This window comes from Arthrobacter sp. FX8 (assembly GCF_026723805.1).
Taxonomy (GTDB): domain Bacteria; phylum Actinomycetota; class Actinomycetes; order Actinomycetales; family Micrococcaceae; genus Arthrobacter.
This window is the reverse complement of record NZ_CP113505.1, coordinates 4,255,072-4,279,077: the sequence shown is the minus strand read 5'-3', so window position 1 is coordinate 4,279,077 and position 24,006 is coordinate 4,255,072. Positions and strand designations below refer to the sequence as shown.

Genomic DNA, 24,006 nt, shown 5'->3' with positions numbered 1-24,006 from the left:
AGCGCTTGCAAATTTGACTTGCAAATGTTTTTTTAGCCGTTCACACAACTGCCCACGGCCATGCAGCGGCATAGGGGTCAGCGCAGCACGTAATGGCGCAGGAAGGCGCTGACGTCCACCATTTCCGCCTTGGACATGGCGTGCCCCATCCCCGGGTAGGTGCGGGCAGTCAACAGCGTGTTCTTTTCGAGCCATTCGGCGGTGTAGGCAACGGCGTCTTCGTTAATTACCAGGTCCGCCTTGTCCCGGCCCCAGAAGAACGGCGGCTTGGCCTCGAACGAATCCATCACGGAGAGGAGCTCGTTGTTGAGTACGAAGCCGGACAGCCCCACGACGGCCTTATAGTCTTCGGGATGCAGCCGCAGGAGGGTGCTGGCCATGGCCATGCCCTGGGAGTACCCCATGAGGCTGACGCTGCTGTGCCGGTCCTTGACGGAACTGATCCAGGCGTGCACCGCGTTGGCGGCCGAGATGACGTCCGCAAAGTCGTTGGCCAGGAAGTAGTCGAGCAGGAACCAGCCCCAGTGGTCGCCGATGGGCATGGGGGCCCGCAGCGCCGCGAAGGTGAACTCCTGCGGCAGGTACTCGAACAGGCGCACCATCCGCGACTCGTCCGTCCCGTATCCATGCATCATCACCAGTAAGGGAGTGCCGGCGCGTTGCCCTTCCGGCCTGGACCACACAACTGTTTCCACCGGACAAGCCTAGCCATGGAACCGCGCCGTCCCGGGCGGGTCGTTGAATCCGGAATCACAGGGAGGTAGCGTGACGCTTGACAGACAGCAGGCTTAGCTTTCGAAGTGTACGCACCACCTTTCCGTCAGGCCCTACCAGCGCCGCGCAGGACGCGGCCCTAAGGAGCAAGTCATGAGAATCGGCTCGTCAATCTTCCTCATCGCCCTCGGCGCCATCCTTGCCTGGGCCGTTGCTCCAGGGCTGATTCCATTCGTGGACCAGCAGCTGGTGGGCTACATCCTGATGGCCGTGGGCGTGATCGGACTGATCGCTTCGCTCATCCTCGCTTCCCCGGCCGCAGCCGCCGCGTGAGCGAGTCCCGCTCCGTCATTGACCCCAATACCGGCGAGCGCATCACCCGGCACGAAAGCCGCGACGGCGGCGTCTAAGCAAGGCGCAATTCGGGGCAGGTGCCCGGAGAGGCGTCGATGAAAACCCGGAAAGCCGGGCTGGACAGAACCTGTCCAGCCCGGCTTTCGCCATTCCCGGCAACGTCCCCCAAGAAACGCCAATATTGTTTCATGTTGGTTTCCATTGACAAACCAACAGAAGCAAAGATAAAGTCAAGTAACTCAACATCGATGTGATGCCAGTCACGTCGAAGTCGGGAACCCGCAAGGCAACAGAAACAGCAGGACCTACGCAACGGAGGGTACGTGTTCGCCGAGGAGCGCCAGCAAAAGATTGCCGAGCTTGTCGCCGGCAGCGGCCGGGTCAGTGTGACCCTGCTGGCTGAGCGCTTCAGTATCACCACCGAAACAGTCCGCCGGGACCTTGCAGCCCTGGAAAATGCCGGCACTGTCCGCCGAGTCCACGGCGGCGCGGTAGCGGCAGACCGCTTCAGCACCACCGAGGAAAGCGTTACCGACCGGGCCATCCAGCGGCCGGACCAAAAAATCCGGATTGCCGAAGCCGCCCTGGCCCTGATCCCCCGGAACTCGTCCGCCAGCGTCCTCATGGACGGCGGCACCACCACCGAGGTGCTGGCAGACATGCTGGCGCGGCGCACCGCCGTCGAACCTTCCGACGGGAACGGACCCCACCACGAACTGGTGGTCATCACCCACGCCGTCCCCATCGCCAGCAAGCTCTCCAACGTTCCCGGCGTTGCCCTGCAGATCCTGGGCGGCCGGGTCCGCGGAATCACCCAGGTGGCCGTGGGGCAGGCAACCGTGAACGCCGCCGCCCGCATCCGCCCCGACATAGCGTTCATCGGCACCAATGGCATCCACGCCACTTTTGGTGTCAGCACTCCCGATCCTGAAGAAGCAGCCGTCAAGGCAGCCTTCGTCCAGTCGGCACGCCGCATTGTGGTGCTGGCCGACTCCTCCAAGCTGGACACGGAAACCCTGGTCCAGTTCGCCTCCCTGAAAGATCTGGACACCTTGATCACAGACAGTGAACCCGGACCTGAGCTCGCAGCCGCCCTGGAAGATGCCGGCGTAGACGTGGTGGTCGCATGATTATCACCTTCACGGCCAACCCCAGCCTTGACCGGACCGTCGCCCTCCCGGGCCCGCTGGAAAGGGGTGAGGTGCAGCGCGCCGTCTCCGTCCGCCAGGAGTCCGGCGGTAAGGGCGTCAACGTCTCCCGTGCACTGGTGGCTTCCGGCCTGGAGTCGCTTGCCGTCCTCCCCGGGGCGGACAGCGATCCCGTCCTCGCCGGCCTGCGTGAAAGCGCAGTTCCCTTCGTCTCGCTCCCCATCGATGAGCCGCTGCGCACCAACGTGGCGCTCACCGAGCCCGGCGGCGTGACCACCAAGATCAACGAACCCGGCCCCGTCCTGGGCGCCGACCAGCAGGAAGCCCTCGTCAAGCTGCTGCTGGAAAGCTCCCGCGGTGCCAGCTGGGTGGTCCTGGCCGGCTCGCTGCCGCCTGGATTCCCGGACAACTTCTACGCCACGGTGGCCCGGCGGATCCGGGAGGCGGGCAACGGCACTGCGCCGCTGATCGCCGTCGACTCCTCCGGGGCGCCCCTGGCCGCCGCGTTGACTGGCAACGGCGCCTCTGACGCCGGAACCAGCGGCGGACCAGGCACCGGCGGCGGAACAACCACAGGTTCCGGGAAACCGGACCTCCTCAAGCCCAATGCCGAGGAACTGGCGGAGCTGGCCGCAGCCGCCGGCTTCGCCCCGGCCTCCGGTGACGAACTGGAAGCGGACCCGGCTGCTGCCGCGGCCGCCGCAGCCGCCGTCGTACGTTCCGGTGTGGGTGCTGTGCTGGCAACTCTCGGTTCCAAGGGAGCTGTCCTTGTTACGGCCGACGGCGCGTGGCTGGCCACGCACCCGCCGGTCGCCGCGGTCAGTACGGTAGGCGCGGGCGATTCCGCTCTTGCCGGCTACCTGCTTGCCCACGGCCGGGGCGCCGCCCCTGCCGACTGCCTTCGCCAGGCGGTGGCCCATGGTGCCGCCGCTGCCTCCCTGCCGGGTTCCACTGTTCCGGCAGTAAACCAAACCACCCCGGATGCCGTAACCATCACGGCCCTTCGAAAGGATTGACAGTGACCCAGCTCATCACCACGGAACTGGTCGAGCTCGACCAGAACCTGGGCAATGCCCCCGAAACGGTGATCCGGCATCTGGCAAGCAAGGTAGCTGCCGCCGGACGCGCCTCAGAAGTCGAAGGCCTGTTCGCAGACGCCTTCGCCCGCGAGCAGAAGACGGCCACCGGAATCCCCGGCGGCATCGCCATCCCGCACTGCCGCTCTGCAGCGGTCACCGTGCCCACCCTGGCCATGGCCCGGCTCAACCCGAAGGTGGACTTCGGCGCCAAGGACGGACCGGCAGACCTGGTGTTCTTCATTGCCGCTCCGGACGGCGCGGACCAGGAGCACCTGAAGCTGCTGTCCAAGCTGGCACGGTCCCTGATCAAGAAGGACTTCACCGCAGCCCTCCGCAACGCTTCATCGGAAACGGAGATTGTGGAACTGGTCGAAGGCGCACTGGCTGACAAGCCGGCCGCACACGCCGCACCCGCCCCCGCTGACGCAGTCCCGGTTGGCGCCGGCGTCGGTTCAACCGGTTCTCCGGCTGCTGCCGGTGCGCCCGCAGGGGCATCGGCAGGTTCCGCCGGCAAGGGCCCCAAGCGCCTCGTCGCCGTCACCGCATGCCCCACCGGCATCGCACACACCTACATGGCGGCCGATTCCCTCGTGGCAGCCGCCAGGGAAGCAGGCGTGGACCTGCAGGTGGAAACCCAGGGTTCCTCCGGCGCCAAGGCGCTGGACCCCGCCGTCATTGCCGCGGCGGACGCCGTGATCTTCGCCGTGGACGTTGACGTGCGCGGCAAGGAGCGCTTCGCCGGCAAGCCCGTTATCAACGCCCCCGTGAAGCGCGGCATCGACGAGCCGGACAAGATGGTCCAGGAAGCGCTCGCCGCAGCCGACAACCCCAATGCCCGGCGCGTCCCGCACTTCGGGGCTGAGGAGCAGGCCGAGCACGAGGCTGAGGAAAAGGGCGAGCACATCGGGCAGAAGCTCAAGAAGGCCCTGCTCACCGGTGTCAGCTACATGATTCCGTTCGTGGCAGGTGGTGGCCTCCTGATCGCCCTCGGCTTCCTCATGGGCGGCTACCTGATCACCAAGTACGCAGACAACATCGTGGTCCAGAACAGCCTCTTCAACCTGCCCACCGAGTTCCCTGACAACGCCTGGGGCCCGCTGGGCGCCTACCTGGGCGCGGTGCTGTTCAAGATCGGTGCGCTTTCACTGGGCTTCCTGGTCCCGGCGCTGGCCGGCTACATCGCCTACGCGATCGCTGACCGTCCGGGTATCGCCCCCGGCTTCGTTGCCGGTGCAGTGGCCGGATTCATGGGAGCCGGCTTCCTCGGCGGTATCGTCGGCGGCCTGCTCGCCGGTTACATCGCCCACGTGGTGGGCCGCCTGCAGGTGGCCCGGTGGCTGCGCGGCCTGATGCCGGTGGTCATCATCCCGCTGCTGGCATCCCTGGTGGCTTCCGGCCTCATGTTCGTCATCCTTGGCGGACCGATCGTGGCCATCACCAAGGGCCTGAACGCGTGGCTGTCGGGCCTGACCGGCGCCGGCGCCATCGCCCTGGGCGTAATCCTGGGCCTGATGATGTGCTTCGACCTCGGCGGACCGGTCAACAAGGTTGCCTACTCCTTCGCCGTCGCCGGCCTGGGTGCAGCAACCATGGACAACCAGGCACCGTGGCAGATCATGGCAGCCGTCATGGCGTCCGGCATGGTTCCCCCGCTGGCCATGGCACTGGCCTCCACCGTCCTGAACAAGAAGCTCTTCAGCCTGGCTGAGCAGGAAAACGGCAAGGCCGCCTGGCTGCTGGGGGCCTCCTTCATCTCCGAAGGTGCAATCCCCTTCGCCGCAGCCGACCCGCTGCGCGTCATCCCCGCCAGCATGCTGGGCGGGGCCGTGACCGGAGCCATCTCGATGGCGACGGGCGTCGGGTCCAAAGCACCCCACGGCGGACTCTTCGTGTTCTTCGCCATCGACAACTTCCTGATGTTCGTCGTCTCAATCGCCGTCGGCACGGTGATCACCGCGCTGTCGGTCATCGCCCTGAAGCGCTGGGCAGTCAAGAAGACCGTTGATACGGTTGAACCGGTTCCCGTAACCGTCTGAACCGGCTTAGCCGCATACCCCACCGGCCGCTGAACCCTCAGCACGCCGAAAGACTAAGGAGCAACAATGCCAGAACGCACCGCAACCGTCGCCAGCCGCGTGGGCCTGCACGCCCGCCCCGCCGCCATCTTTGCAGAGGCAGCCGGCGAGTACGACCTGGACATCACCATCGCCCGTGAAGGCGAGCCGGTCGACGAGGCGATGGACGCCGCCAGCATCCTGTCCCTTATGAGCCTGGGCGCGTCGCACGGCGACGTGGTGGTGCTCCGCGCCGAAGGTGCCGGTGCGGACGATGCGCTGGACCACCTGGTGCAGATCCTGGAAACGGACCACGACGCCTAGCAGCAGCCACGCTGCCTGAGGGCAGCACACAAGCCGGCGGCCGCCGTCGGATGTTCCCCCATTGGAAGAACATCCGACGGCGGCCGCTTGGCTTTAAGCGTTGGGCACCCCGGTTAAGCGTTGGTTCCAAGGGAGGGCGGGTCAGCGGCGTTCAGCGAGCGCCTTGACGTCGGCCAGGAGCTTGTCCCACATGGCTTTCGAGTGCGCGGCGGCTTCCTCGGTGGGGTTCCTGTCCTGGGCCAGTGTCAGCCGGGTGGCGCCGCCCTGGTCCTCGAGCGTCCATTCGAGTGTGTGGTAGTTGTCCGGCTCGTCCTCCTGGCCGGACAACGGGCTGAAATGGGTGTGGACCAGTTTCCGTCCCGGTTCAACCGCCAGGATTTCGCCTTTGTCCTGGTACGCCTTTCCTTCCCACTCGCCCTGCCAGGTGATGGGGCTTCCAACGTTCCAGTCGGTCTCCAGCGTGGTCCCGAACATGAACTCCTTTACGGCAGCCGGGTCCGTGATCACCTCCCACACCCGCCCAGGACTTGCGTTGATGGTGGTGGCGGACGTTGCCACATGGTTCTCCGCCATGGCTCAGGCTTTCCTGGCCGTGAAGAGCAGGTACTCCCATTCCATCTGGAAAGGCACATCACCGTGGGCGTCGCCGAACGAGTCCGCCAGCTCCGTGAGGGCCTGGTCCAGTGCCTTGACCTTGTCCTGGTCCTCGCCCAGTGATTTGTACACGGAGATCATGGGGCCGTAATGGGACTTGAAGTACCTGACGAAGTCCGCGGGCTGGTGGAAGCTCTTGACCGCCAGGTTCTGCTTGCGGGTATGGATTTCGGTAACCCTGTCGCCCAACAGTTCGCGGACATGCTCCTCGCTCCCCCACAGCGGCGCCGGCTGCGCACCCGGCGGGGGCGGTGGAGCGAACGGCTTCATCGCGGTAAACATCTGCCCGATGAACCCTTCCGGCGTCCAGCACAGCAGCCCTATGGACCCTCCCGGCTTGCACACCCGGAGCAACTCGTCGGCCGCCGCCTGGTGGTGCGGCGCGAACATGACGCCGATGCAGGACATCACAGCGTCGAACTCTGCATCGCCGAAGGGCAGGGCTTCGGCGTCGCCTTCCTGCCACTCCAGGCTGACGCCGCGGTTTGCGGCTTCCCGGCGCCCTGCCTCGAAAAGCTCGGGGGTGAGGTCGCTGGCCACCACTTTGGCACCCATCATGGCTGCGGGAATGGCTGCATTGCCGGTTCCTGCCGCCACGTCGAGGACCCGCTGGCGCGGCCTGATACCGGAGGCTTCGACGAGGACGGCGCCCAGTTCCAGGAGCATCTCATCGGCGAGGGCCGGGTAGTCACCTGACGCCCACATGGCCCGGTGCTTCTTCTTCAGCTCCCGGTCCGCGTCCATCACGTCGGTCTGGTTGTCCATGTCCGTGCCCCTCTACGTGTCCGTTCAAAATGGGCGACAGCACACTGTTGGCACAGCGGAGGCTGCGATGCGACTCATTGTGGACGCGATACAGGCCGCTGTAAAGGCAGGATTGCGGCTGGGCGCCCGGGTCAGGCAGGCTTGCGCGCCCTGGTGGCCTTGGCCGCAGGCTTTTCTGCGGTCTTGGTTCCAGTGGACTTGGTGTCCGTGGACTTGGCCGCTGATTTAGACGCTGTTGATTTGGAGGCGGTTGATTTGGCTGCACCCGATTTGGCGGCCGTTGACTTGGAAGCCGTCGATTTGGCTGCGCTCGACTTGGCGGCAGCGGTTTTCGGAGCCGGGGACTTCGCGGACGCTTTCCGCGCCGGTTTGGCGGGCTCGGCCTCCTCCTCCCCGGTATCTGCTTCGTCGTCGGAAGTCCCCGTGGCAGCGGCCTCGCCGCCGCCACGCTTCCTGTCCAGGCTCCGCTTGAGGGCCTCCATCAGGTCGATGACCTCGCCCTTGCCGCCCTCACCGGCTTCGACGCCGAAGGTCTCCTCCGTGTCCAGCGATTCACCCTGTTCGAGCTTGGCCTCGATGAGCTGGCGGAGCTGCACCTGGTACTCGTCGGTGAAGGACGTGGGGTCGAAATCGGCAGCCATGGACTCCACCAGCGCCGCGGACATGTCCCGTTCCTGGGCGGAGATCCTGATGTCGGCGTCCAAGGCGGGAAAGTTCGCCTCCCGTACCTCGTCGGGCCAGAGAAGGGACTGCAGCACCAGCACGTCGTTCTTGATCCGCAGGGCCCCCAGCCGGGTTTTCTCCCGCAGCGCGAACTGGACGATGGCCACCCGGTCCGTGTCCTCCAGGGCCCGGCGGAGCAGCACGTAGGCCTTGGGCGACTTGGAGTCCGGCTCCAGGTAATAGCTCTTCTCGAACATCATGGGTTCGAGCTGCTCAGACGGGACGAACTGCACCACCTCGATCTCGTGGCTGTTCTCCGCGGGAATGGACTTGAGTTCATCCTTGGACAGGACCACCGTGCGGCCGTCCTCCTCGAACGCCTTCTCGATGTCCGAGTAGTCCACCACCTCGCCGCACACTTCGCACCGGCGCTGGTAACGGATCCTGCCGCCGTCGGCATTGTGAACCTGGTGCAGACTGATGTCATGATCCTCAGTGGCGCTGTAGACCTTGACGGGCACGTTGACCAGCCCGAACGCGATGGCACCTTTCCAGATGGCTCTCATTCATACAGTCAACATCAGAGCGGGCCGGAGGTGAAGCCCCGTGGCCGGGAGTAGGGAACGTGTCCGGGTAGCGGGGCGCGAACTGACGCTGACCAACCTGGACAAAATCATCTATCCGGAGACCGGCACCACCAAGGCGGACGTGCTGGCCTACTACGCCGCGGTGGCCCACGTCCTGATCCCGGCGGCGGCCAACCGTCTCGCCACGCGCAAGCGGTGGGTCAACGGCGTGGGCACCGCGGACAAGCCGGGTGAGGTGTTTTTCCAGAAGGACCTGGAGGATTCAGCGCCGGGCTGGCTGCCACGGGCGGCGATCACCCACAAGGACCGGACCATCTACTACCCGTTGGTCAACGACGCCGCCACCCTGACCTGGTTCGGCCAGATCAACTCGATCGAAATCCACGTACCGCAGTGGCGGGTGGATTCGCATGGCAACCAACTCAACCCGGACCGGCTGGTGCTCGACCTGGACCCGGGCGAAGGGGCCGGGCTGCCCGAATGCCGCGAGGTGGCCCTCCTGGCGCGGTCCATCCTGCAGGATGTGGGCCTGGACCCGGTGCCGGTCACCAGCGGCAGCAAGGGCATCCACCTCTACGCGGCGCTGGACGGGACGCAGACCTCTGAGCAGATCTCCGCTTTCGCCCGGGAACTGGCCCGGGCCCTTGAAGCGGACCACCCGGACCTCGCCGTCAGCGACATGAAGAAGTCGCTCCGTGCGGGAAAGGTACTGGTGGACTGGAGCCAGAACAACGCCGCGAAGACCACCGTGGTCCCCTACTCACTGCGGGGCCGGCCCACGCCCCTGGTGGCCGCACCACGGACCTGGCGGGAAATCGAATCCCAGGGGCTCAAGCACCTGGACTACGAGGAGGTCCAGCGCCGGGTGCGCGACGGCAAGGACCCTTTCGCCGCCGTCGTCAATGCCGGGGCCCGTGCCGCAGCCGGCGCTGCGGAAGGCGCTGACGCCACTCCCGACGGCGGCCCCGGCCAGGGGAGGCATCCCACGACGGCGATCCCCGCCTGGGCAGGTACCGTTCCATGCGCGATCCCAAGGCAACGCCCGAGCCCTTCGCGGGCATCCCGGCCGGTGGCAACAGCTTTGTGATCCAGGAGCACCACGCCAGCCGGCTGCACTACGACCTCCGGCTGGAACACGAGGGTGTCCTGGTGTCGTGGGCCCTGCCCAAGGGCATTCCGGAGTCCGGGGCCAAGAACAACCTGGCGGTCCAGACCGAGGACCATCCCATGGACTACCTCACCTTCCACGGCACAATCCCCAAGGGACAGTACGGGGCGGGCGTCATGACCATCTGGGACACCGGCACGTACGAACTGCACAAGTGGATCAACGGAAAGGAAGTCATCGTCACCCTGACCGGGTCGGAGGGCGGCGGCCTTGGCGGGACCAGGAAGATCGCGCTTATCCATACGGGCCGCGGACAGGGCAAGGACGCCGAGAGCCAGTGGCTGGTCCACCTGATGGACCAGGAGCATCAAGGCGGACGACGGCGGCACGCGGCCCCGGCAGCGACGGAGCCGTCGCAGGAAGCAGGCGCAGTGGACCCTGCACCGGCCGCCGCGCCTGCTGAAACTGTGGACCCTGCCAACGGCGCTCCCGCAGACCCACTGGAATACCAGCCCATGATGGCCACCTCCGGGAACACCAGTGACCTGCAGGGCAGCGCATGGCAGTACGAGCTCAAATGGGACGGCGTCCGGGCCATCCTGGTGGCAGACCGGGAGAGGGTCCGGATCTTCTCCCGCAACGGCAACGACGTCAGCCGCACCTATCCCGAGTTCACGGACCGGGCCTGCTGGCCGGAGCACCCTTTCGTGGCGGACGGTGAGATCATCGCCGTCGGGCCCGGCGGGAAACCCGACTTCGGCCTGCTGCAGGGACGGATGAAGCTGACCCGGGCCGCCGACGTCGCCAAAGCCCGCACCACCATCCCGGTCCAGCTGATGCTGTTCGACCTGCTCTTCGACAACGGAGAAGACCTCCGGCGCAAGCCGCTCAGCACCCGGCGGCGCCGGCTGGAGGAATTCTTCCGCCCGTCCGGCTGCCCCGTGGAACTCTCCATGGTGCTGGACGAACCTGTGGACCTCCTCATGGAAAGCGCGCAGGAGCTTGGGCTGGAAGGAATCATGGCCAAGCGGACGGACAGCCGCTACGTGAGCGGCCAGCGGACCCGGACGTGGATCAAGCTCAAGACAGAACAGACCCAGGAAGTGGTGGTGGGCGGCTGGCGGCCGGGAAAGGGCGGACGCCAGGACACGGTGGGGTCGCTGCTGGTGGGAATTCCCGACGGCGACAAGCTGCAATACGTCGGCAGGGTGGGCAGCGGTTTCAGCATGCGCGAACTCACGGAACTGCGGCAGACGGTGGAGCGGCTTGGCCGGAAGACGTCGCCGTTCCATGACGTCCCCCGCCCCGACGCCGCCGACGCCCGCTGGGTCTCGCCGGAACTCGTGGGCGAGGTGACCTACGGCGAATGGACCGGGCCGGGCAGGCTGCGGCATCCCCGGTGGCGCGGCTGGCGCGTGGACAAGGACCCGGCCGAAGTGGTTCGGGAAGCCTGACCCGGGTTTTCGACGCGCCAACCACCCCACGACGCGCAAATTACCTGGCGCCCGCCAGATTTCGGGGGCGCCAGGTAATTTGCGGGTCGACGGCGGTTTTAGGTGCCGGTTACTTTAGGTGCCGGTTACGAGGAGTGCGGCATCTGCGGCCGGCCGGTGCGGTGGACGGCGGTCACGGCCGCCTCATGTCCCATCCGGCCATGGCCGGCAGCCCGGTCCTTGGGATGCCGGCGCTTCCCGTAGCCGTCCGGCCATCCACTTTGCTGCTCCATCGGGCCGGTGCCCATGACCGCAGGGCCCGGGGCCACCGGCGCATCCATGGCCGCCGCAAGGTGGTCCGCCACCTCGGGGTTGATATGGAACTGGTTGGACTGTTCACCCATTGTGGTTCTTCCCTTCTTTCCTTCGTTCTTCCTTGAAACGAAACGCCAACGAAAAGCGTCCGGGCGCGCGCGGACTGTTACCCGGAAAGAGGTGTGTTCATCGCTCTACCATAGGCATGCCACGGGGTCCTGTGAACCCCCTCCAAACGCCGTGGCCCCGGTCACTTTCGCGGCCGCCATCACCCAAAAATGGGACCTGAAACGGTTCCGGACGGAAAATTTTTGGTAACACCGCCGTTGATCAGCGTGCTTCCCAGTAATGGCGCGGGAAAACTCGGCACAAAAAATTGCGGAATCCACCCCTGGAGTGGCCCAAAAGGGCGCACTCTACGCCATTGAACTGCCGGCGCGCTACAGAAATCCCGTAAAATTGAAGGCCTGCCCAGAGCGGGGCAGCTACAAGTCGCAAGCAAATGACCTCCATAGGAGTTGCCCAAATGCCCACAGACCGAAGCAGGACCGACTCTCCAGCAGGCGCCAGGAACGCCAGCGGAACAGACCCGGCAGCCCCCGTGGCTGCCAAGAAGCCCAGGCTGCTGCCGCGCCGCCGGCTCAAGGAATCAGATGTCAACGTGGTGGACCAGCCCATGCTCAAAAAGGCACTCGGCGGAACCATTGTTGGCAACACCATGGAATGGTACGACGTAGGCGTCTTCGGCTACCTCATCACCACCATGGGGCCGGTATTCCTTCCCGAGTCCGACCCCACCACCCAGACGCTGTTCCTGCTGGGAACCTTCGCCGCCACCTTCATCGCCCGCCCCCTGGGCGGCGTCATCTTCGGCTGGCTGGGCGACAAGGTGGGCCGCCAAAAGATCCTGGCCACCACACTGATGATCATGGCGGCAAGCACCTTCGCCGTCGGCCTCCTGCCCGGGTACGCACAGATCGGGCTGTGGGCCGCCGCGCTGCTGGTGCTCCTTAAGGTCGTCCAGGGCTTTTCCACCGGCGGCGAGTATGCCGGTGCCACCACGTTCGTGAGCGAATACGCGGCCGACAAGCGCCGCGGCTTCTTCGCCAGCTTCCTGGACCTGGGCAGCTACCTCGGCTTCGCCATTGGCGCCGCCCTGGTTTCCGTCCTGCAGCTCACGCTTGGCCAGGACACCATGGAGGACTGGGGATGGCGCATCCCGTTCCTGGTGGCAGGTCCGCTGGGCCTGATCGCCGTCTATTTCCGGAGCAAGATCGAGGAATCGCCGCAGTTCCAGGCAACCCTTGATGCCCAGGAAGAAAACGCCAAGAATGCATCCGCCGGAGACACCGCGACGGCCAAGGGACCTGTGGGCATCGTCAAGGCCTACTGGCGCCCCATCATCGTTGCCATGGTGGTGGTGGCCGCTGCCAACACCGCCGGTTACGCCCTCACCTCCTACATGCCCACCTACCTGACGGAGTCCAAGGGCTACGACGAAGTCCACGGCACGCTGCTCACCATTCCGGTGCTGGTGGTCATGAGCCTGTGCATCCCGCTGACCGGCAAGCTGTCCGACCGGATCGGCCGCCGCCCGGTGCTATGGATCGGCGCCGTGAGCACCATCGTCCTGGCTGTTCCGGCATTCATGCTGATCGGCATTGGGCAGATCTGGTCCACCCTTGCAGGGCTTTCGCTGATTGCCTTCCCGGTGACCTTCTACGTGGCCAACCTGGCCTCGGCCCTGCCGGCACAGTTCCCCACGTCCAGCCGCTACGGAGCCATGGGCATTGCCTACAACTTCGCCGTGGCCATCTTCGGCGGGACAACGCCGTTCATCGTGGCAGCCCTGATCAGCGCCACGGGCAACGACATGATGCCTGCCTACTACCTCATGGCAACCTCCCTGGTGGGCGCCATCGCCATCTACTTCCTGAAGGAATCCGCCAACCGTCCCCTGCCGGGCTCCATGCCCAGCGTGGACACCCAGGCGGAGGCGAAGGAACTGGTGGCCACCCAGGATGAGAACCCGCTGATCGACCTGGACGAGCTGCCGTTTGAAACCCAGGACGGCATCGACGCCCAGGCTGGCCGGAAGGTTCCGGCGGGAGCATAATCCCGCCAGCCGCCCGGGCACTCTTGTAGCCCACGCTCACAGGCCCGTCCCGCGTGTTTCCTTGGGGGAAGCACGCCGGACGGGCCTTGGCGTTCCTGCCGGATGTCCAAGTGTGACTGCCGGCAATATGACTCCGGCCGGTGCCGGTGATACGTTCCCAAAGGCCCCCGGGCCGCTGCAGGACAACAGGACAGGACAGGTCGGGAAAATGAAGCGCGTCATGGAACAGGTCCGCGCGCTACACCGGCTTGAACCTGCCAACAACGACCATCTTGCCGCCCTGCGCGTGGCCCTCAGCGTGGCGGTCCCGTCGCTGCTCCTGCTGGCCGCGGGCCGGACCGACCTCATGATCTACGCCGTGTTCGGCGCATTGACCGGCATGTACGGCCGGTCAGAACCCCACCAGCTGCGGCTCCGGCATCAGGGCCAGGCCGCCCTGGTGCTGCTCACCGGGGTAGCCGTGGGGGTGACACTGTCCATCAACCACATCCACTCTTGGTGGCTGGTGGCGGTGGAAGCCACGCTGGCTGGAGTGGGCTCGGTGTACTCGGACCGGGTACACCTGAAACCGAACGGGCCCTTCTTCGGCATCCTTGCCCTGGGTGCCTGCGCCTCCGTTCCCACCACAGTCCCCTGGTACGCCGCCATACTCATCGCGGGCGGGTCCGCGCTCTTCTCCATACTGATCGGCTTCAGCGGCTGGATGCGCCGGAGGGCCTGGAAACCCGGCGCCACCAGGAGCGTGCCGGCCCGCTCATCGGCGGGACGGCGCGAGCTGGCCGTCCACGCTGCCAGGTACGTCCTGGCCGTCGGTGCTGCCGGGACCGTGGGGGTCATCAGCGGCAGCGGCCACCCGCACTGGGCCATGGCCGCAGCCGCCGTACCGCTCGCCGGCGCAGACCTGCCCAGCAGCGTCCGGCGCGGTGTCCACCGCATCGTGGGGACGTTCCTTGGCCTGGCGGTCACCGCCGTCGTCATTCTTCCGGGCCCCTGGGCGCTCGCTGCGCTCTACCCCGCCTTTGAGGAGCCGGTGCACCACGCCACGGTGCTGGCCCTGCTGGTCATCCTCTTCCAGTTCGCCACCGAGCTGTTCATGACCCGGCACTATGGCTTGGCGATGGTCTGGTTCACGCCGGTCATTCTGCTGATGACCCAGCTGGCCTTCCCTGCCGAACCGCAGGTCCTGATCCTTGAGCGTGCGGTGGAAACGCTGGTGGGCGCACTGCTGGGGATCCTGGTGGTGGTGGCTGTCCGCCGCCCCGGCGCCCGCACGCCTGCCGCGTTCCCGGCGCTACTTCGGTTTCCGCGCCGGCCCCGCCATTAGCCGCGCCGGAGCAACCTTGGCCACCGCTGCCACCATCTTGTAGCGCTTGGACGGGATGGACACGGCCTTGCCGCGCTCGTTGTCCGCCAGCCCTTCACGGACCACCCGATCCGCCCGCAGCCACGTCCAGGACGGGGCCACGGACTTGTCCATCCCCATCCGGTCGTGGAACTCGGTGTGGGTGAAGCCGGGGCAGACCGCCGTGACCTTGATGCCCCGGCTGCGGTAAGCCAGATTGGCCCACCGGCTGAAGCTCACCAGCCAGGCCTTGGCCGCCGAATACGTGCCGCGCGGCAGGAACGCCGCCACGCTGGCCACGTTGATGATCCTGCCCTGCCCGCGCTCCAGCATGCCTTTGAGCGCCGCATGTGTCAGCACCATGGCCGTTTCCGTGTGCAGCTTCAGGTGCTTCTTCTCCTCTGCCGCGTGGTTGTCCTCGAAGTTGTGCAGCAGGCCGATCCCTGCGTTGTTCACCAGGATTCCCACCGGGCGGCTGGTGTCTTCCAGGCGTTCGACGACGGCGGCAACGTCGTCATCGTCCGTCAGGTCTGCGGGAAGCACCTCAGCCGTGATTCCGTACCGGCGACGGAGGTCCTCTGCTGTTTCCGCCAGCCGGGACGCGTTGCGCGCCACCAGGACCAGGTCATGCCCCTGGGCGGCAAGCTGCCTGGCGAATTCGTGGCCGAGCCCGGCGCTGGCCCCGGTGACGAGTGCTGTGGTTCGGGAGGTGGTAGGCGTCATGCTGCAAGCCTAACCACGGGATGGACAACCACTGTATGGGCGGCCCTGACTTGTGCATTATTTAGTAAGCATGCTTTGCTTATGGCGTAGATGAACCTCCGCAAGCAGTTCGCGGCGGGGCTGCCAACGCCGGCGGTTCCGTGAAAGAAGCCCAAGGAAGAACATAATGACCACCGCACCGGAAAACCAGCTGACGGCGTTTGGGGAACGCAGCGAGGCAGCTGGGCAGCTCTTGGCCACCACCGTACCCGTGGACGCCGGGCTGCTCATGACCCTGAATTCCCGCATGCACTGCCGCATGCCGATGCAGCGCGTAGACCATGCGGAGATGCCGGTCCGGGAGCCCGTTTACGTCGACGGGAACTCCATCGTTGCCCTGCGGCCCGGGTCCGTCCCGGAGAGCGTAGTCACCTACCGGTGCGCCTGCGGCTTCACCATCGACGATCCCGGCGCCGCCATGCCCGTCACCGACCAGGCCCTGGCCAGCTAGTTCCGCTCAGCGCTCCGGCCAGTCGACGAATTGGCCGTAGCCTTCGTGCTTGCGGAGGTAGCTGGAGATGAACGGGCAGTGCGGAATGATGCGCTTCCCGGTGGCCACCACGTCGTCCAGGGCAAAATGCGCCAGGACCTTGCCAAGGCCCTGGCCTTCGAACTCCTCGCCGGTCTCGGTGTGGGTGAAGTCGATGTGCCCGGGAAGGTCGCGGAAGAAGGCCTTGACAGCCAGCCTTCCATCCACCAGAAGCTCATACCGGTGCTCGGCGTCATTGCGCTGCAGCGAGACATTGGCGGTGAAGGTGTCCTCCGTGGACGCGGTGTTCTCGGTCATGGTTCGACACTGGCACTACTTCACGCCGCTGGCAATGCCCCGTGGGCCCCTCTTCCCCGGACCCCGCTTCCGGCCCCCGGGGACGGCCCTCCGCCGCCGCAGCGGCAAACCGCCCAGCAGGAGGATCGCCACGGCGAAACACACGGTACCCGCTGCCAGCAGGCCCAGTGAGAGGCCGTTGAGGGCGGCGTCCGCCACGGGAATAAAGACCACCACGACGGCGGCCCCGGCGGCGGCGGGCCTGCAGCGGAAGGCCTGGGGCGCCGTCGTCCGTTCCTCCAGGCGGCCAAAGGCTGCGGTCGCCGGCAGGAGCAGGAGGACCAGCGCAAGGACCACCAGCGGGCGCGACCACCACCATCCAGCGGTACCGGACGACGGTTTGGGGACCGGCGTCAGGAGCAGCAACCCGGACATGGCGCCCAACAGGGGCAGGTGCCACAGGTAGACCGTCAGCGACCTGGCACCCGCCAACTGCAGGAGCCGGGCGATCCAGCGGATCCCGGCGAGGGGTGCCAGGACGGGCCGCGCCAGTTCCATCACCGCCAGCTGGGAAACGCCCAGGATCACCAGGGTCAGGTTGGGCGGGTTGAGGTTGACCAGCATGTTGCCGCGGTACAGGCCCAGCCCCGTCACGAGTCCCAGCAGCAGATGTGCCGCCACCGCGACGCCCACAAGTCCGGAGCGGGAGAGCGGGGCCAGGTAGCCATCGGCGGCCAGGAAACCCAGCTGCTGTACGGCGCACCACACGAACACCAGGTTGACATTGGCAAGGTCCGGCAACGCCCCCTGAAACAGTCCACGGCAACCACCAGGCCGGCCAGCAGCGCAAGGGTCAGCCAGGGCGCGCGGTGGTGGAGCGCCGCCAGGACTGGAATGTTCAACTGCGCCGCGAGGTAGGCTGCCAGGAACCACAATGGCATGCCCGCCCCGGTGGCCACGAGTTGGACCACCTGCCGGTCCACGCCCAGCGCGGCTGCCGCGGACAGGCCCGCCACCATGGTTGCCAGCAGCGCCGTGGCCGGGCGGACCAGCCGCAGGAGGCGCGCACGGATGAACTGGGCCGCCGTCCCGCCGCCTGCCTTGAGCCGGCGCCAGGATTGCAGGCCCGTGATGCCGCCGGTGACGAAGAACAGGGGCATCACCATGAAGATCCAGATGACGGGCTCAAACCAGTCCTGCTCGGCCAGGGTGTTCTCGGTGGTCACGGTCCCATCAGGGTGCAGGACCGGGCTGACCATCATGGAGTGCCCCACCACCACCAGGACCAGGCAGACCAGGCGGACAAGGTCGATGGCCGGATCACGGTCTGCCGTGTCCGTTCCGGTTACTGTCCTCCGCGTCCCGGCGCTTCCCATGGGGGCCTATAAGGACTTGACGCTGCCCATGCCACCATTGTGCCCCCGGCGGCCGCGCGGATTTAAGGACTTAAGCCGGTTGTGGATCCTTACTGCAGCGTTGCCAGGAGTCCCAGCACGACGGCGACCAACGGTGTGGTGCCCTGCGTCAGGGCGGCGCGGAGGTACTTTCGCCCGGTCAAGGCCAGGACGGCGGCCGCCAGCAGCATGGAGCCGCAGCAGCTGAAGATGAGCGTCCACCCTGCCACGTCCTGCGCCGATCCCGGGCCGCCAAGCGCCACGAGTCCTATGCCGATGAATGCCCCGATGGCCAGGAACAGGTTGTAGAAGCCCTGGTTGTAGGCCATGGGCCTGGTGGTCTCGGCATCGGACTGGGAGGCCAGGCCGAAACGTTTCCAGGTGGCAGGACGTGTCCAGGTAAGCGACTCCATGGTGAAGATGAAGACGTGCAGCGCGCCGGCGAGGAAGGCAAAGAAGGGAGGCCAGGACCATTGCTTGATCCTAGCCTCCCTGTGGGGTCCGCCAATCCAGCGGCGGCGCCTGCTGCGACGTCAGCGTGCCAGCGTGGCCAGCGTGGTGGCGGCAAAGCCCTTGGCCGACCGGTTCCAGGTGGCCAGCAGGCCCTGCAGGTTCTCGCCGTCCGCGCGGTGGGCGGGAAGCTGGTCCTGGAGGGTGGCCAGCACCCCGGTCCGGAGCTCGGTGTTGAAGTTGACCTTGCCCACGTTCATGGCCGCAGCCTTGACGAGCTCCCCGGAGGGGATGCCGGAGGCGCCGTGCAGGACCAGCGGAATGTGGACCCGCGCCGCGATGTCCTGCAGCACGTCCCAGCGCAGCCGCGGCTCACCCTTGTACTTGCCGTGGACATTTCCAACGGCCACTGCCAGCAGTTCCGCACCGGTGCGGGCTACGAAGTCCTCCACCTGCGCCGAGTCCGTCAGTCCTGCCACGTCCACGCCGGACTGGCCGGCCGGCTGCTCGGCCGAGAAGGCACGGTCCTCGTCGCCTGCAAGGCCGCCCAGTTCCGCTTCCAGCACCACGTCGGCGCCCAGCAGGGCCCGGGCCGCCCGGACAAGTGAGATGTTCTCCTCATACGGAAGGGATGAACCGTCGGCGAGGACGGAATCCGCCCCTGCCGCGACGGCGTCGGCCATGACCTTGAGGTCGGAGGCGTGGTCGAGCTGCACCACGACACGCACCGCGGCAGCGTCGGCCAGGCCGCGCAGCGCCGCGATGAGCCGGAGTCCGTTTGCGGTGGCGGCGGTTTTGGGTGCCACCAGCAGGATTACGCCCCGGCCGGATTCCTCGGCGGCGCCCACCACGGCCAGCGCGGTGGTGAAGTCGTAGCAGGTGAAAGCGGGTACCGCGGAACCCTGCTGCAGGGCGGAGGTGACCAGGTGGTCCAGTCGGGTCTGCATCAGGCGCCCAGTCCTCCCACCAGGATCCAGGCCACAAAGGTCAGCGCGAAGCCGGCCAGGCCCAGGACGGTGGTCAGCACGGTCCAGGTCTTCAGGCCGTCGGAAACGGTGAGCCCGTAGTAGCGGACCACAACCCAGAAGCCGGCGTCCGTCACGTGGGACAGGCCCAGGGCGCCGAAGCCGATGGCGATCACGATCACGGCGATCTGCGCCGGGCTGTAGCCGCCGTCGCTGACCGCTGCGGACAGCAGGCCGGTGGTGGTGACGATGGCCACCGTGGCTGAACCCTGGGCCGCACGCAGCGCCAGCGAAATGATGAAGCCAAGGAGCAGCAGGGGTACGCCCAGGGTGTCCAGGGTCTTGGAGAGCGCCGAACCGATACCTGAAACCTGCAGCACGTTGCCGAACACGCCGCCGGCGGCCACCACCATCAGGATGGAGGCGATGGGAGGCAGGGAGCCTTCGAAGATTTCGCCGGTTTCCTTGAAGGACCAGCCGCGGCGGACGGCCAGCAAGAAGAAGGACAGCGCTACTGCCACCAGCAGCGCCAGGAAGGGGTTGCCAACGAAGGCCGCCAGGCCATACAGGGGTGGGACTTGGGGAGGATGAGGGTGCCGGCGGTACCCAGGAGGATCTGCACGATGGGCGCGGCAATCAGGAAGATGATCAGGGCCGGCCGGGGAGGTGCGATGGCGGCGGCACCGGGGCCGTCGTGGCCCACCTTGACCAGCGAGTCGGAGCCGAACTCCTCCACCTGGGCCTTGACGGCGGGCAGCAGTTCGTAATCCTTGCGGTTCATGATGGCGGCAACCCAGTAGGACAGGAAGCCCAGCGGGATGCAGATCAGCAGGGAGATCAGGGCGATGAGTCCGATGTCGGCACCGAGCACGCCCGCACCGGCCACAATCCCGGGGTGCGGCGGGACTGCCACATGGATAGCGAGCATGATGCCGGCCATGGGCAGGCCGAACTTGACCGGGTGGACCTTGGCGATCTTCGCGAACGCGTACACGATGGGCACCAGCACGATGATGCCGACTTCGAAGAAGACGGGGATGGCCACCAGGAAGCCGACGGCGGTGAGCGCTACGGCCACCCGCCTGGCGCCCAGCTTGCGGGTGAAGTGGTCCGCGAGGGACTGGACGCCGCCGGACACCTCGATCATCCGGCCCAGCACGGCGCCAAGCGCAATCAGGATGGCCACCTTGCCCATGGTGCTGCCCACGCCGCCGGACACCACCGTGAAGATGTCCTGCAGCGGGATGGTGGCAGCCACGGCAACCAGGATGCTGACGGTAAGCAGGGCCACGAAGGCCTGGATCTTGAAGCGGATGATCATCACCAGCAGGATGGCAATGCCCACCGCCGCGATGGTGAGCAGTACCGGGGTGCCCAGCTCAACGGCGGGCTTGATGGCCGGGGCGTCGGCCGCCCGCTGTATCAGCGGGGTCATGAGGTGGTTCACGGGAAAATGTCTCCTTTGACGTGCCGTCCGGGGCAGACGGGCATCAGGTCTTACGGCGGGGATGGAACGCTGCGGAACAAAGCCGGCAGCGCTGGGAGGTACGACGACGGCGGAGGGGGACCGCCGTCGTCGCACCGTTTGGGGGCCTACTGCCGGGTAGGCCTACTTGGTGCGCTTTGTGGGCGCAACGACCTTGATGACGGCGGAGTCGTCGGCGGCGGCGAGGCCCTGGGCCTGGCCCAGGAGGTAGAGCTGCTCGGCGGCGGCGGCAACGGGGGCTGCCAGGCCGGCGGCACGGGTGGCCTTGCCCACGATGCCCATGTCCTTGACGAAGATGTCCAGGCGGGACAGGACCTCGGCGCCGTCCTCGTCGTAGGCCTCAAGGATGCGGGGGCCACGGTTGGAGAGCATGAAGGAACCTGCGGCGCCGGCCTCCAGGGCGGCGAGGGTCTTGGCCTGGTCCAGTCCCAGCGCGTCGGCCAGGGCCAGGGCCTCGGCCGCGGCGGCGATGTGGACGCCGCACAGGAGCTGGTTGACGGTCTTCAGGGCCTGGCCGTCGCCGGGGTTGTCGCCCACCACCGTGAGCGTGGAGGCCAGCAGGTCCAGGGCCGGGGCGGCCTTCTCGCGGGCTTCGGGGGAAGCGCCCACGACGATCAGCAGGTCACCTTCGCCGGCGCGCTTGGGTCCGCCGGACAGCGGGGCGTCCACCAGGTCCACGCCGTATTCGGCCAGCTTGGCCACGGTGGCGGGAATGGCGTCCGTGCCCACGGTGCTGCCGAGGATCACGACGGCGCCCGGCTCGAGCACTTTGGCCACGCCGTTCTCGCCGAAGAGGACGTCGTTGAGCTGTTCGCCGTTGCGGACGGCCAAGAGGACTGCGTTGGCGCCCTTGGCGGCTTCGCGTGCCGTGGTGAAGGTGGCGATGCCGGCTTCTTTCGCCAGCTTGAGGCGGGGCTCGGCGATGTCGAATCCGTGGACGGTCAGCTGGGATGCCAGGCGGTTGGCCATGGGCAGGCCCATGGCGCCAAGGCCCAGGACGGTGACGGTGTAATTGCTGGTCATGGTGTTCTCCATTGAATTCTTGCGGGAATCAGGGTTCGTGCCGGGTGGGGATCAGAAGGTGTTGCTGAGTTTGCGGGTGACCTGGGCCAGGGAGTCGTCGTCGCCAACGTTGCCGGCGAACACGATGTACGGGATGCCCTTGGCAGGTCCGTCCACCGGTTCCCAGAGGCTGACGATGCCGGGCAGCATGGGGCCGCGGACAATGGCGTGGCGGATTTCCAGGCCGTGGGCCGCGACGTCGGAGGAGGTGATGCCGCCCTTGGCGATGACGAACCGCGGCGGGAAGGTCTTCAGGGTCCGGTTGACCACGTCCACGACGGCGGCGGAGACGGTCCGGGCGATCCGCAGGCTCTCGGCGGGGTCGTCCGTCTTGATGAGCAGGCGGCTGGTGTGGACGATGACGTCACCGGCGCGGAGGGCGTCGACGACGGCGTCCACCGTCTGGTCCAGGTGCGCCTTGGCGTCCGGTTCGGCGCCGAGGAGCTTTTCGACGTCGATCTCGATGATGCGCGCGGAGCTGTGCTGGGCCGTGAGGACGTTCAGCTGCCGCGTGGTGAGGCCAACATGCGAGCCCACCACGATCAGGCCGCCCGCCTCTGACGGGGTGTTGCCGGCATAGGCCTCTTCGGCCGTGAGCGCGGTGCGGATTTCCTGGCCGATGCGGCCGCGGACGAATGGGGGGCCGACGCGGTAGAGGAGGTTCTTGCCGCGGCGTTCCGCTCTTCAAGGCCCAGGGCCAGTGCCCGGAAGTCGTTCTCGGTGACGATGTCGGCCACGATGGGCGTGGAGTCGGTGGCCGGCTCGATGGCATCGGCAATGGCCTTGGCGGAGATGGCCGGGTCCTGCGCGGCGGCGCCTGCACGGATGATGTTCAGGTCCAGGACGATCACGGAGTCTGCGGGGAACCTGCCCTGCGACTTTTCCGCCACGTAGTCGGCCATGACGGATGTGCTGAAGCCGAAGGAGGCGTCCCTGGCGAACTCGGTCTCGGAGACGGGGACCAGGGTGCCCTTGGCGTTGCCGGTGCCCCGCATGTAGTGGACGCCGCCGATGGTGAGCCGGCCGGCGTCGGGGAATGCGGGAACCAGGACAACGCCGTCGGTCTTTTCCCCGCTCACTGCGGCAACAGTGGCTGCGATGACGTCCGGTTCCAGCGGGTAGTGGCCCCGGAGGGTGGAGTCGCTGCGGCTGACGAAGCCTAGGCGCAGGCCGGAACCTGCTGCTGCCAGGGCGTTCCGGACCACTTCGCCGTTGCGGGCCGCGGCCTCTGCCGGGTCGAGGCTGCGGGTGTTTGTGAGGACGTAGACGGCGGGCTTGTCCTGGCCGAAGGCCCAGGTGAAGTCCTCCACGTCCCAGCGGGTGAGAACGGGCAGGTCCGCCACGGACTGCGTGCCGGTGGGGTCGTCGTCGAGCACTACCAGGACACGGGGAACCTCCGCGTTGGAAGCGGCCAGCGCGCCGGCAACCAGCCCGGCGGGGATCTCCATGTCAGCCGGGTAGGCGGCCAGAACGTCTGCTTCAAGCGTCACAGTGCACTCCGTTGTGTAGCGATCCGGGCGGGCGGATCCTGATGTAAGGGTAACTGTAAGATGTCTGACATCTTGCATTTGAATGTTAGTGTGGCACACGGCATAAGGACGCGCAAGTACACTTGTCTGACATATCCGCCAGGCGTCGGCCGGGCACAGGGATCGGGGGGCAACATGGCACGGAAGTCACTGGTAGGCGTGGTGGCGGACGAACTGCTGGACCGCATCATCGAAGGCGAGTTTCCACCCGGTTCCACCGTTCCCGGCGAGCACGAACTGAGTGCCCGCCACGAGGTCAGCCGAATGACCGTCCGCGAAGCCATGAAGACGCTGCAGGCCCAACGCATCCTGAGCGTGGAGCGCGGCCGGGGAACATTCGTCAACCCGTTGAGCCGCTGGGCTTCGCTGGAAGCCGTGCTCCGGGCCGCGTCCGAGGGCAAAAATGATGCAGACGCCTCCATCCAGCTCATCGAACTCCGCCGGATGCTCGAAACGGGAGCCTGCGAGCTTGCGGCCGGACGGATCGCCGAGGAGGACATCAAGGCCCTCTTCAACTACATCGCGGCAATGAAGGCCGCCCACAGCATCAACGACGTCGCGGCCTTCGTGGAGGCAGACCTGGCCTTCCATGACGTCATCCTGCACGCATCCGGGAACGTCTTCGTATCGGTCCTGTTCGAGCCGCTGCACCGCGTGCTGGAAAAGCGCCGGACTGAGACCTCTGCCGTTCCGGCAATCCAGGAGCACGCCATCGGCCATCACCAGAACATTGCCGAGGCCCTGGAGTCCCGCGATGCAGCCCGGTCACGCCAGGCCATGGACGCCCACATGCAGCAAACCCTCGACGACCTGAAGCAACTGGTGCTGGAAGCCAAGTAGCCGGCGCGCGGACAGGGTCTGTTCAACGCTCCCGCAGTCCCACTAGGCTTCAGGGACGCCCGCAACCGGGAGCAACGATGATCACGAGGAGCGAAG

17 protein-coding genes and 6 pseudogenes are annotated in these 24,006 nt (G+C 66.7%); 10 read left to right on the top strand and 13 right to left on the bottom strand.

What is annotated here, in order from left to right; translation table 11 throughout:
- Positions 1–77: 77 nt before the first annotated feature.
- On the bottom strand, positions 78–695 hold the full coding sequence (locus OUO20_RS20115; protein ID WP_056391027.1) for an alpha/beta hydrolase: 618 nt from the start codon (positions 693–695) through the stop codon (positions 78–80).
- Positions 696–867: 172 nt separating this feature from the next.
- On the opposite strand from OUO20_RS20115, the pseudogene OUO20_RS20110 reads away from it, so the two are divergent.
- The 5 genes and pseudogenes from OUO20_RS20110 to OUO20_RS20090 all read left to right on the top strand — a co-directional run bounded on the left by OUO20_RS20110 (position 868) and on the right by OUO20_RS20090 (position 5,673).
- Positions 868–1,124: pseudogene (locus OUO20_RS20110) on the top strand (DUF6458 family protein).
- Positions 1,125–1,391: 267 nt separating this feature from the next.
- On the top strand, positions 1,392–2,198 hold the full coding sequence (locus OUO20_RS20105; protein WP_056391029.1) for a DeoR/GlpR family DNA-binding transcription regulator: 807 nt from the start codon (positions 1,392–1,394) through the stop codon (positions 2,196–2,198).
- Positions 2,195–3,232 carry a 1-phosphofructokinase family hexose kinase gene (locus OUO20_RS20100; RefSeq protein WP_018769658.1) on the top strand — a complete coding sequence of 346 codons (1,038 nt, stop codon included), beginning with the start codon at positions 2,195–2,197 and terminating at the stop codon, positions 3,230–3,232. The genes OUO20_RS20105 and OUO20_RS20100 overlap by 4 nt, the downstream gene beginning before the upstream one ends.
- A gap of 2 nt (positions 3,233–3,234) precedes the next feature.
- The gene (locus tag OUO20_RS20095; protein ID WP_268002511.1) at positions 3,235–5,331 is read left to right on the top strand and encodes a PTS fructose transporter subunit IIABC; all 2,097 of its coding nucleotides are present in this window, start codon (positions 3,235–3,237) and stop codon (positions 5,329–5,331) included.
- Between the two features lie 66 nt (positions 5,332–5,397).
- Positions 5,398–5,673, top strand: coding sequence for an HPr family phosphocarrier protein (locus OUO20_RS20090; RefSeq protein ID WP_018769656.1), 276 nt, complete (start codon positions 5,398–5,400; stop codon positions 5,671–5,673).
- Positions 5,674–5,814: 141 nt separating this feature from the next.
- On the opposite strand, the gene OUO20_RS20085 is transcribed toward OUO20_RS20090, so the two are convergent.
- From OUO20_RS20085 to ku, 3 genes are all read right to left on the bottom strand, one after another.
- Positions 5,815–6,246, bottom strand: a complete 432-nt coding sequence (locus OUO20_RS20085; RefSeq protein ID WP_056391037.1) for an SRPBCC domain-containing protein — start codon at positions 6,244–6,246, stop codon at positions 5,815–5,817.
- A 3-nt stretch (positions 6,247–6,249) separates the two neighbouring features.
- A complete protein-coding gene (locus tag OUO20_RS20080) occupies positions 6,250–7,092 on the bottom strand; it encodes a class I SAM-dependent methyltransferase (protein WP_018769654.1) in 843 nt (280 codons plus the stop codon).
- Between the two features lie 131 nt (positions 7,093–7,223).
- Positions 7,224–8,321, bottom strand: coding sequence for a non-homologous end joining protein Ku (gene ku, locus OUO20_RS20075; protein ID WP_018769653.1), 1,098 nt, complete (start codon positions 8,319–8,321; stop codon positions 7,224–7,226).
- A 40-nt stretch (positions 8,322–8,361) separates the two neighbouring features.
- Between ku and OUO20_RS21785 the strand changes: the two are divergent.
- Positions 8,362–10,904 (top strand): annotated as a pseudogene (locus OUO20_RS21785) (ATP-dependent DNA ligase).
- Between the two features lie 125 nt (positions 10,905–11,029).
- Here the strand turns inward: OUO20_RS21785 and OUO20_RS20060 are convergent.
- Positions 11,030–11,287, bottom strand: a complete 258-nt coding sequence (locus OUO20_RS20060) for a hypothetical protein (protein ID WP_018769651.1) — start codon at positions 11,285–11,287, stop codon at positions 11,030–11,032.
- A gap of 437 nt (positions 11,288–11,724) precedes the next feature.
- Here OUO20_RS20060 and OUO20_RS20055 point away from each other — a divergent pair, with 437 nt between their 5' ends.
- Both OUO20_RS20055 and OUO20_RS20050 read left to right on the top strand, forming a co-directional pair.
- A complete protein-coding gene (locus OUO20_RS20055) occupies positions 11,725–13,314 on the top strand; it encodes an MFS transporter (protein ID WP_223993553.1) in 1,590 nt (529 codons plus the stop codon).
- Positions 13,315–13,522: 208 nt separating this feature from the next.
- Positions 13,523–14,638 (top strand): FUSC family protein, encoded by a 1,116-nt coding sequence (locus OUO20_RS20050; RefSeq protein WP_223993549.1) that lies wholly within the window; start codon positions 13,523–13,525, stop codon positions 14,636–14,638.
- On the opposite strand, the gene OUO20_RS20045 is transcribed toward OUO20_RS20050, so the two are convergent.
- Positions 14,606–15,379 carry an SDR family NAD(P)-dependent oxidoreductase gene (locus tag OUO20_RS20045; protein ID WP_268002508.1) on the bottom strand — a complete coding sequence of 258 codons (774 nt, stop codon included), beginning with the start codon at positions 15,377–15,379 and terminating at the stop codon, positions 14,606–14,608. The genes OUO20_RS20050 and OUO20_RS20045 overlap by 33 nt on opposite strands.
- Positions 15,380–15,545: 166 nt before the next feature.
- Here OUO20_RS20045 and OUO20_RS20040 point away from each other — a divergent pair, with 166 nt between their 5' ends.
- On the top strand, positions 15,546–15,869 hold the full coding sequence (locus tag OUO20_RS20040; RefSeq protein WP_018769647.1) for a hypothetical protein: 324 nt from the start codon (positions 15,546–15,548) through the stop codon (positions 15,867–15,869).
- A 6-nt stretch (positions 15,870–15,875) separates the two neighbouring features.
- Here OUO20_RS20040 and OUO20_RS20035 read toward each other — a convergent pair whose 3' ends face one another.
- The 7 genes and pseudogenes from OUO20_RS20035 to OUO20_RS20005 form a co-directional block, all read right to left on the bottom strand.
- Positions 15,876–16,205: a GNAT family N-acetyltransferase gene (locus OUO20_RS20035; protein WP_018769646.1), complete on the bottom strand. Its 330-nt coding sequence runs from the start codon at positions 16,203–16,205 to the stop codon at positions 15,876–15,878.
- A gap of 15 nt (positions 16,206–16,220) precedes the next feature.
- Positions 16,221–17,560: pseudogene (locus tag OUO20_RS20030) on the bottom strand (acyltransferase family protein).
- 89 nt (positions 17,561–17,649) lie between these two features.
- Positions 17,650–18,052: pseudogene (locus tag OUO20_RS20025) on the bottom strand (DUF1304 domain-containing protein).
- Positions 18,053–18,111: 59 nt separating this feature from the next.
- Positions 18,112–18,975: a class II fructose-bisphosphate aldolase gene (locus tag OUO20_RS20020; protein WP_268002507.1), complete on the bottom strand. Its 864-nt coding sequence runs from the start codon at positions 18,973–18,975 to the stop codon at positions 18,112–18,114.
- Positions 18,975–20,428: pseudogene (locus OUO20_RS20015) on the bottom strand (GntP family transporter). The gene OUO20_RS20020 and the pseudogene OUO20_RS20015 overlap by 1 nt, the downstream one beginning before the upstream one ends.
- A gap of 174 nt (positions 20,429–20,602) precedes the next feature.
- Complete coding sequence (locus OUO20_RS20010; protein ID WP_268002506.1) at positions 20,603–21,502, bottom strand: NAD(P)-dependent oxidoreductase; 900 nt, start codon at positions 21,500–21,502, stop codon at positions 20,603–20,605.
- Between the two features lie 51 nt (positions 21,503–21,553).
- Positions 21,554–23,031: pseudogene (locus OUO20_RS20005) on the bottom strand (four-carbon acid sugar kinase family protein).
- Positions 23,032–23,205: 174 nt separating this feature from the next.
- On the opposite strand from OUO20_RS20005, the gene OUO20_RS20000 reads away from it, so the two are divergent.
- Positions 23,206–23,910: a FadR/GntR family transcriptional regulator gene (locus OUO20_RS20000; protein WP_018769639.1), complete on the top strand. Its 705-nt coding sequence runs from the start codon at positions 23,206–23,208 to the stop codon at positions 23,908–23,910.
- Positions 23,911–24,006 lie beyond the last annotated feature (96 nt).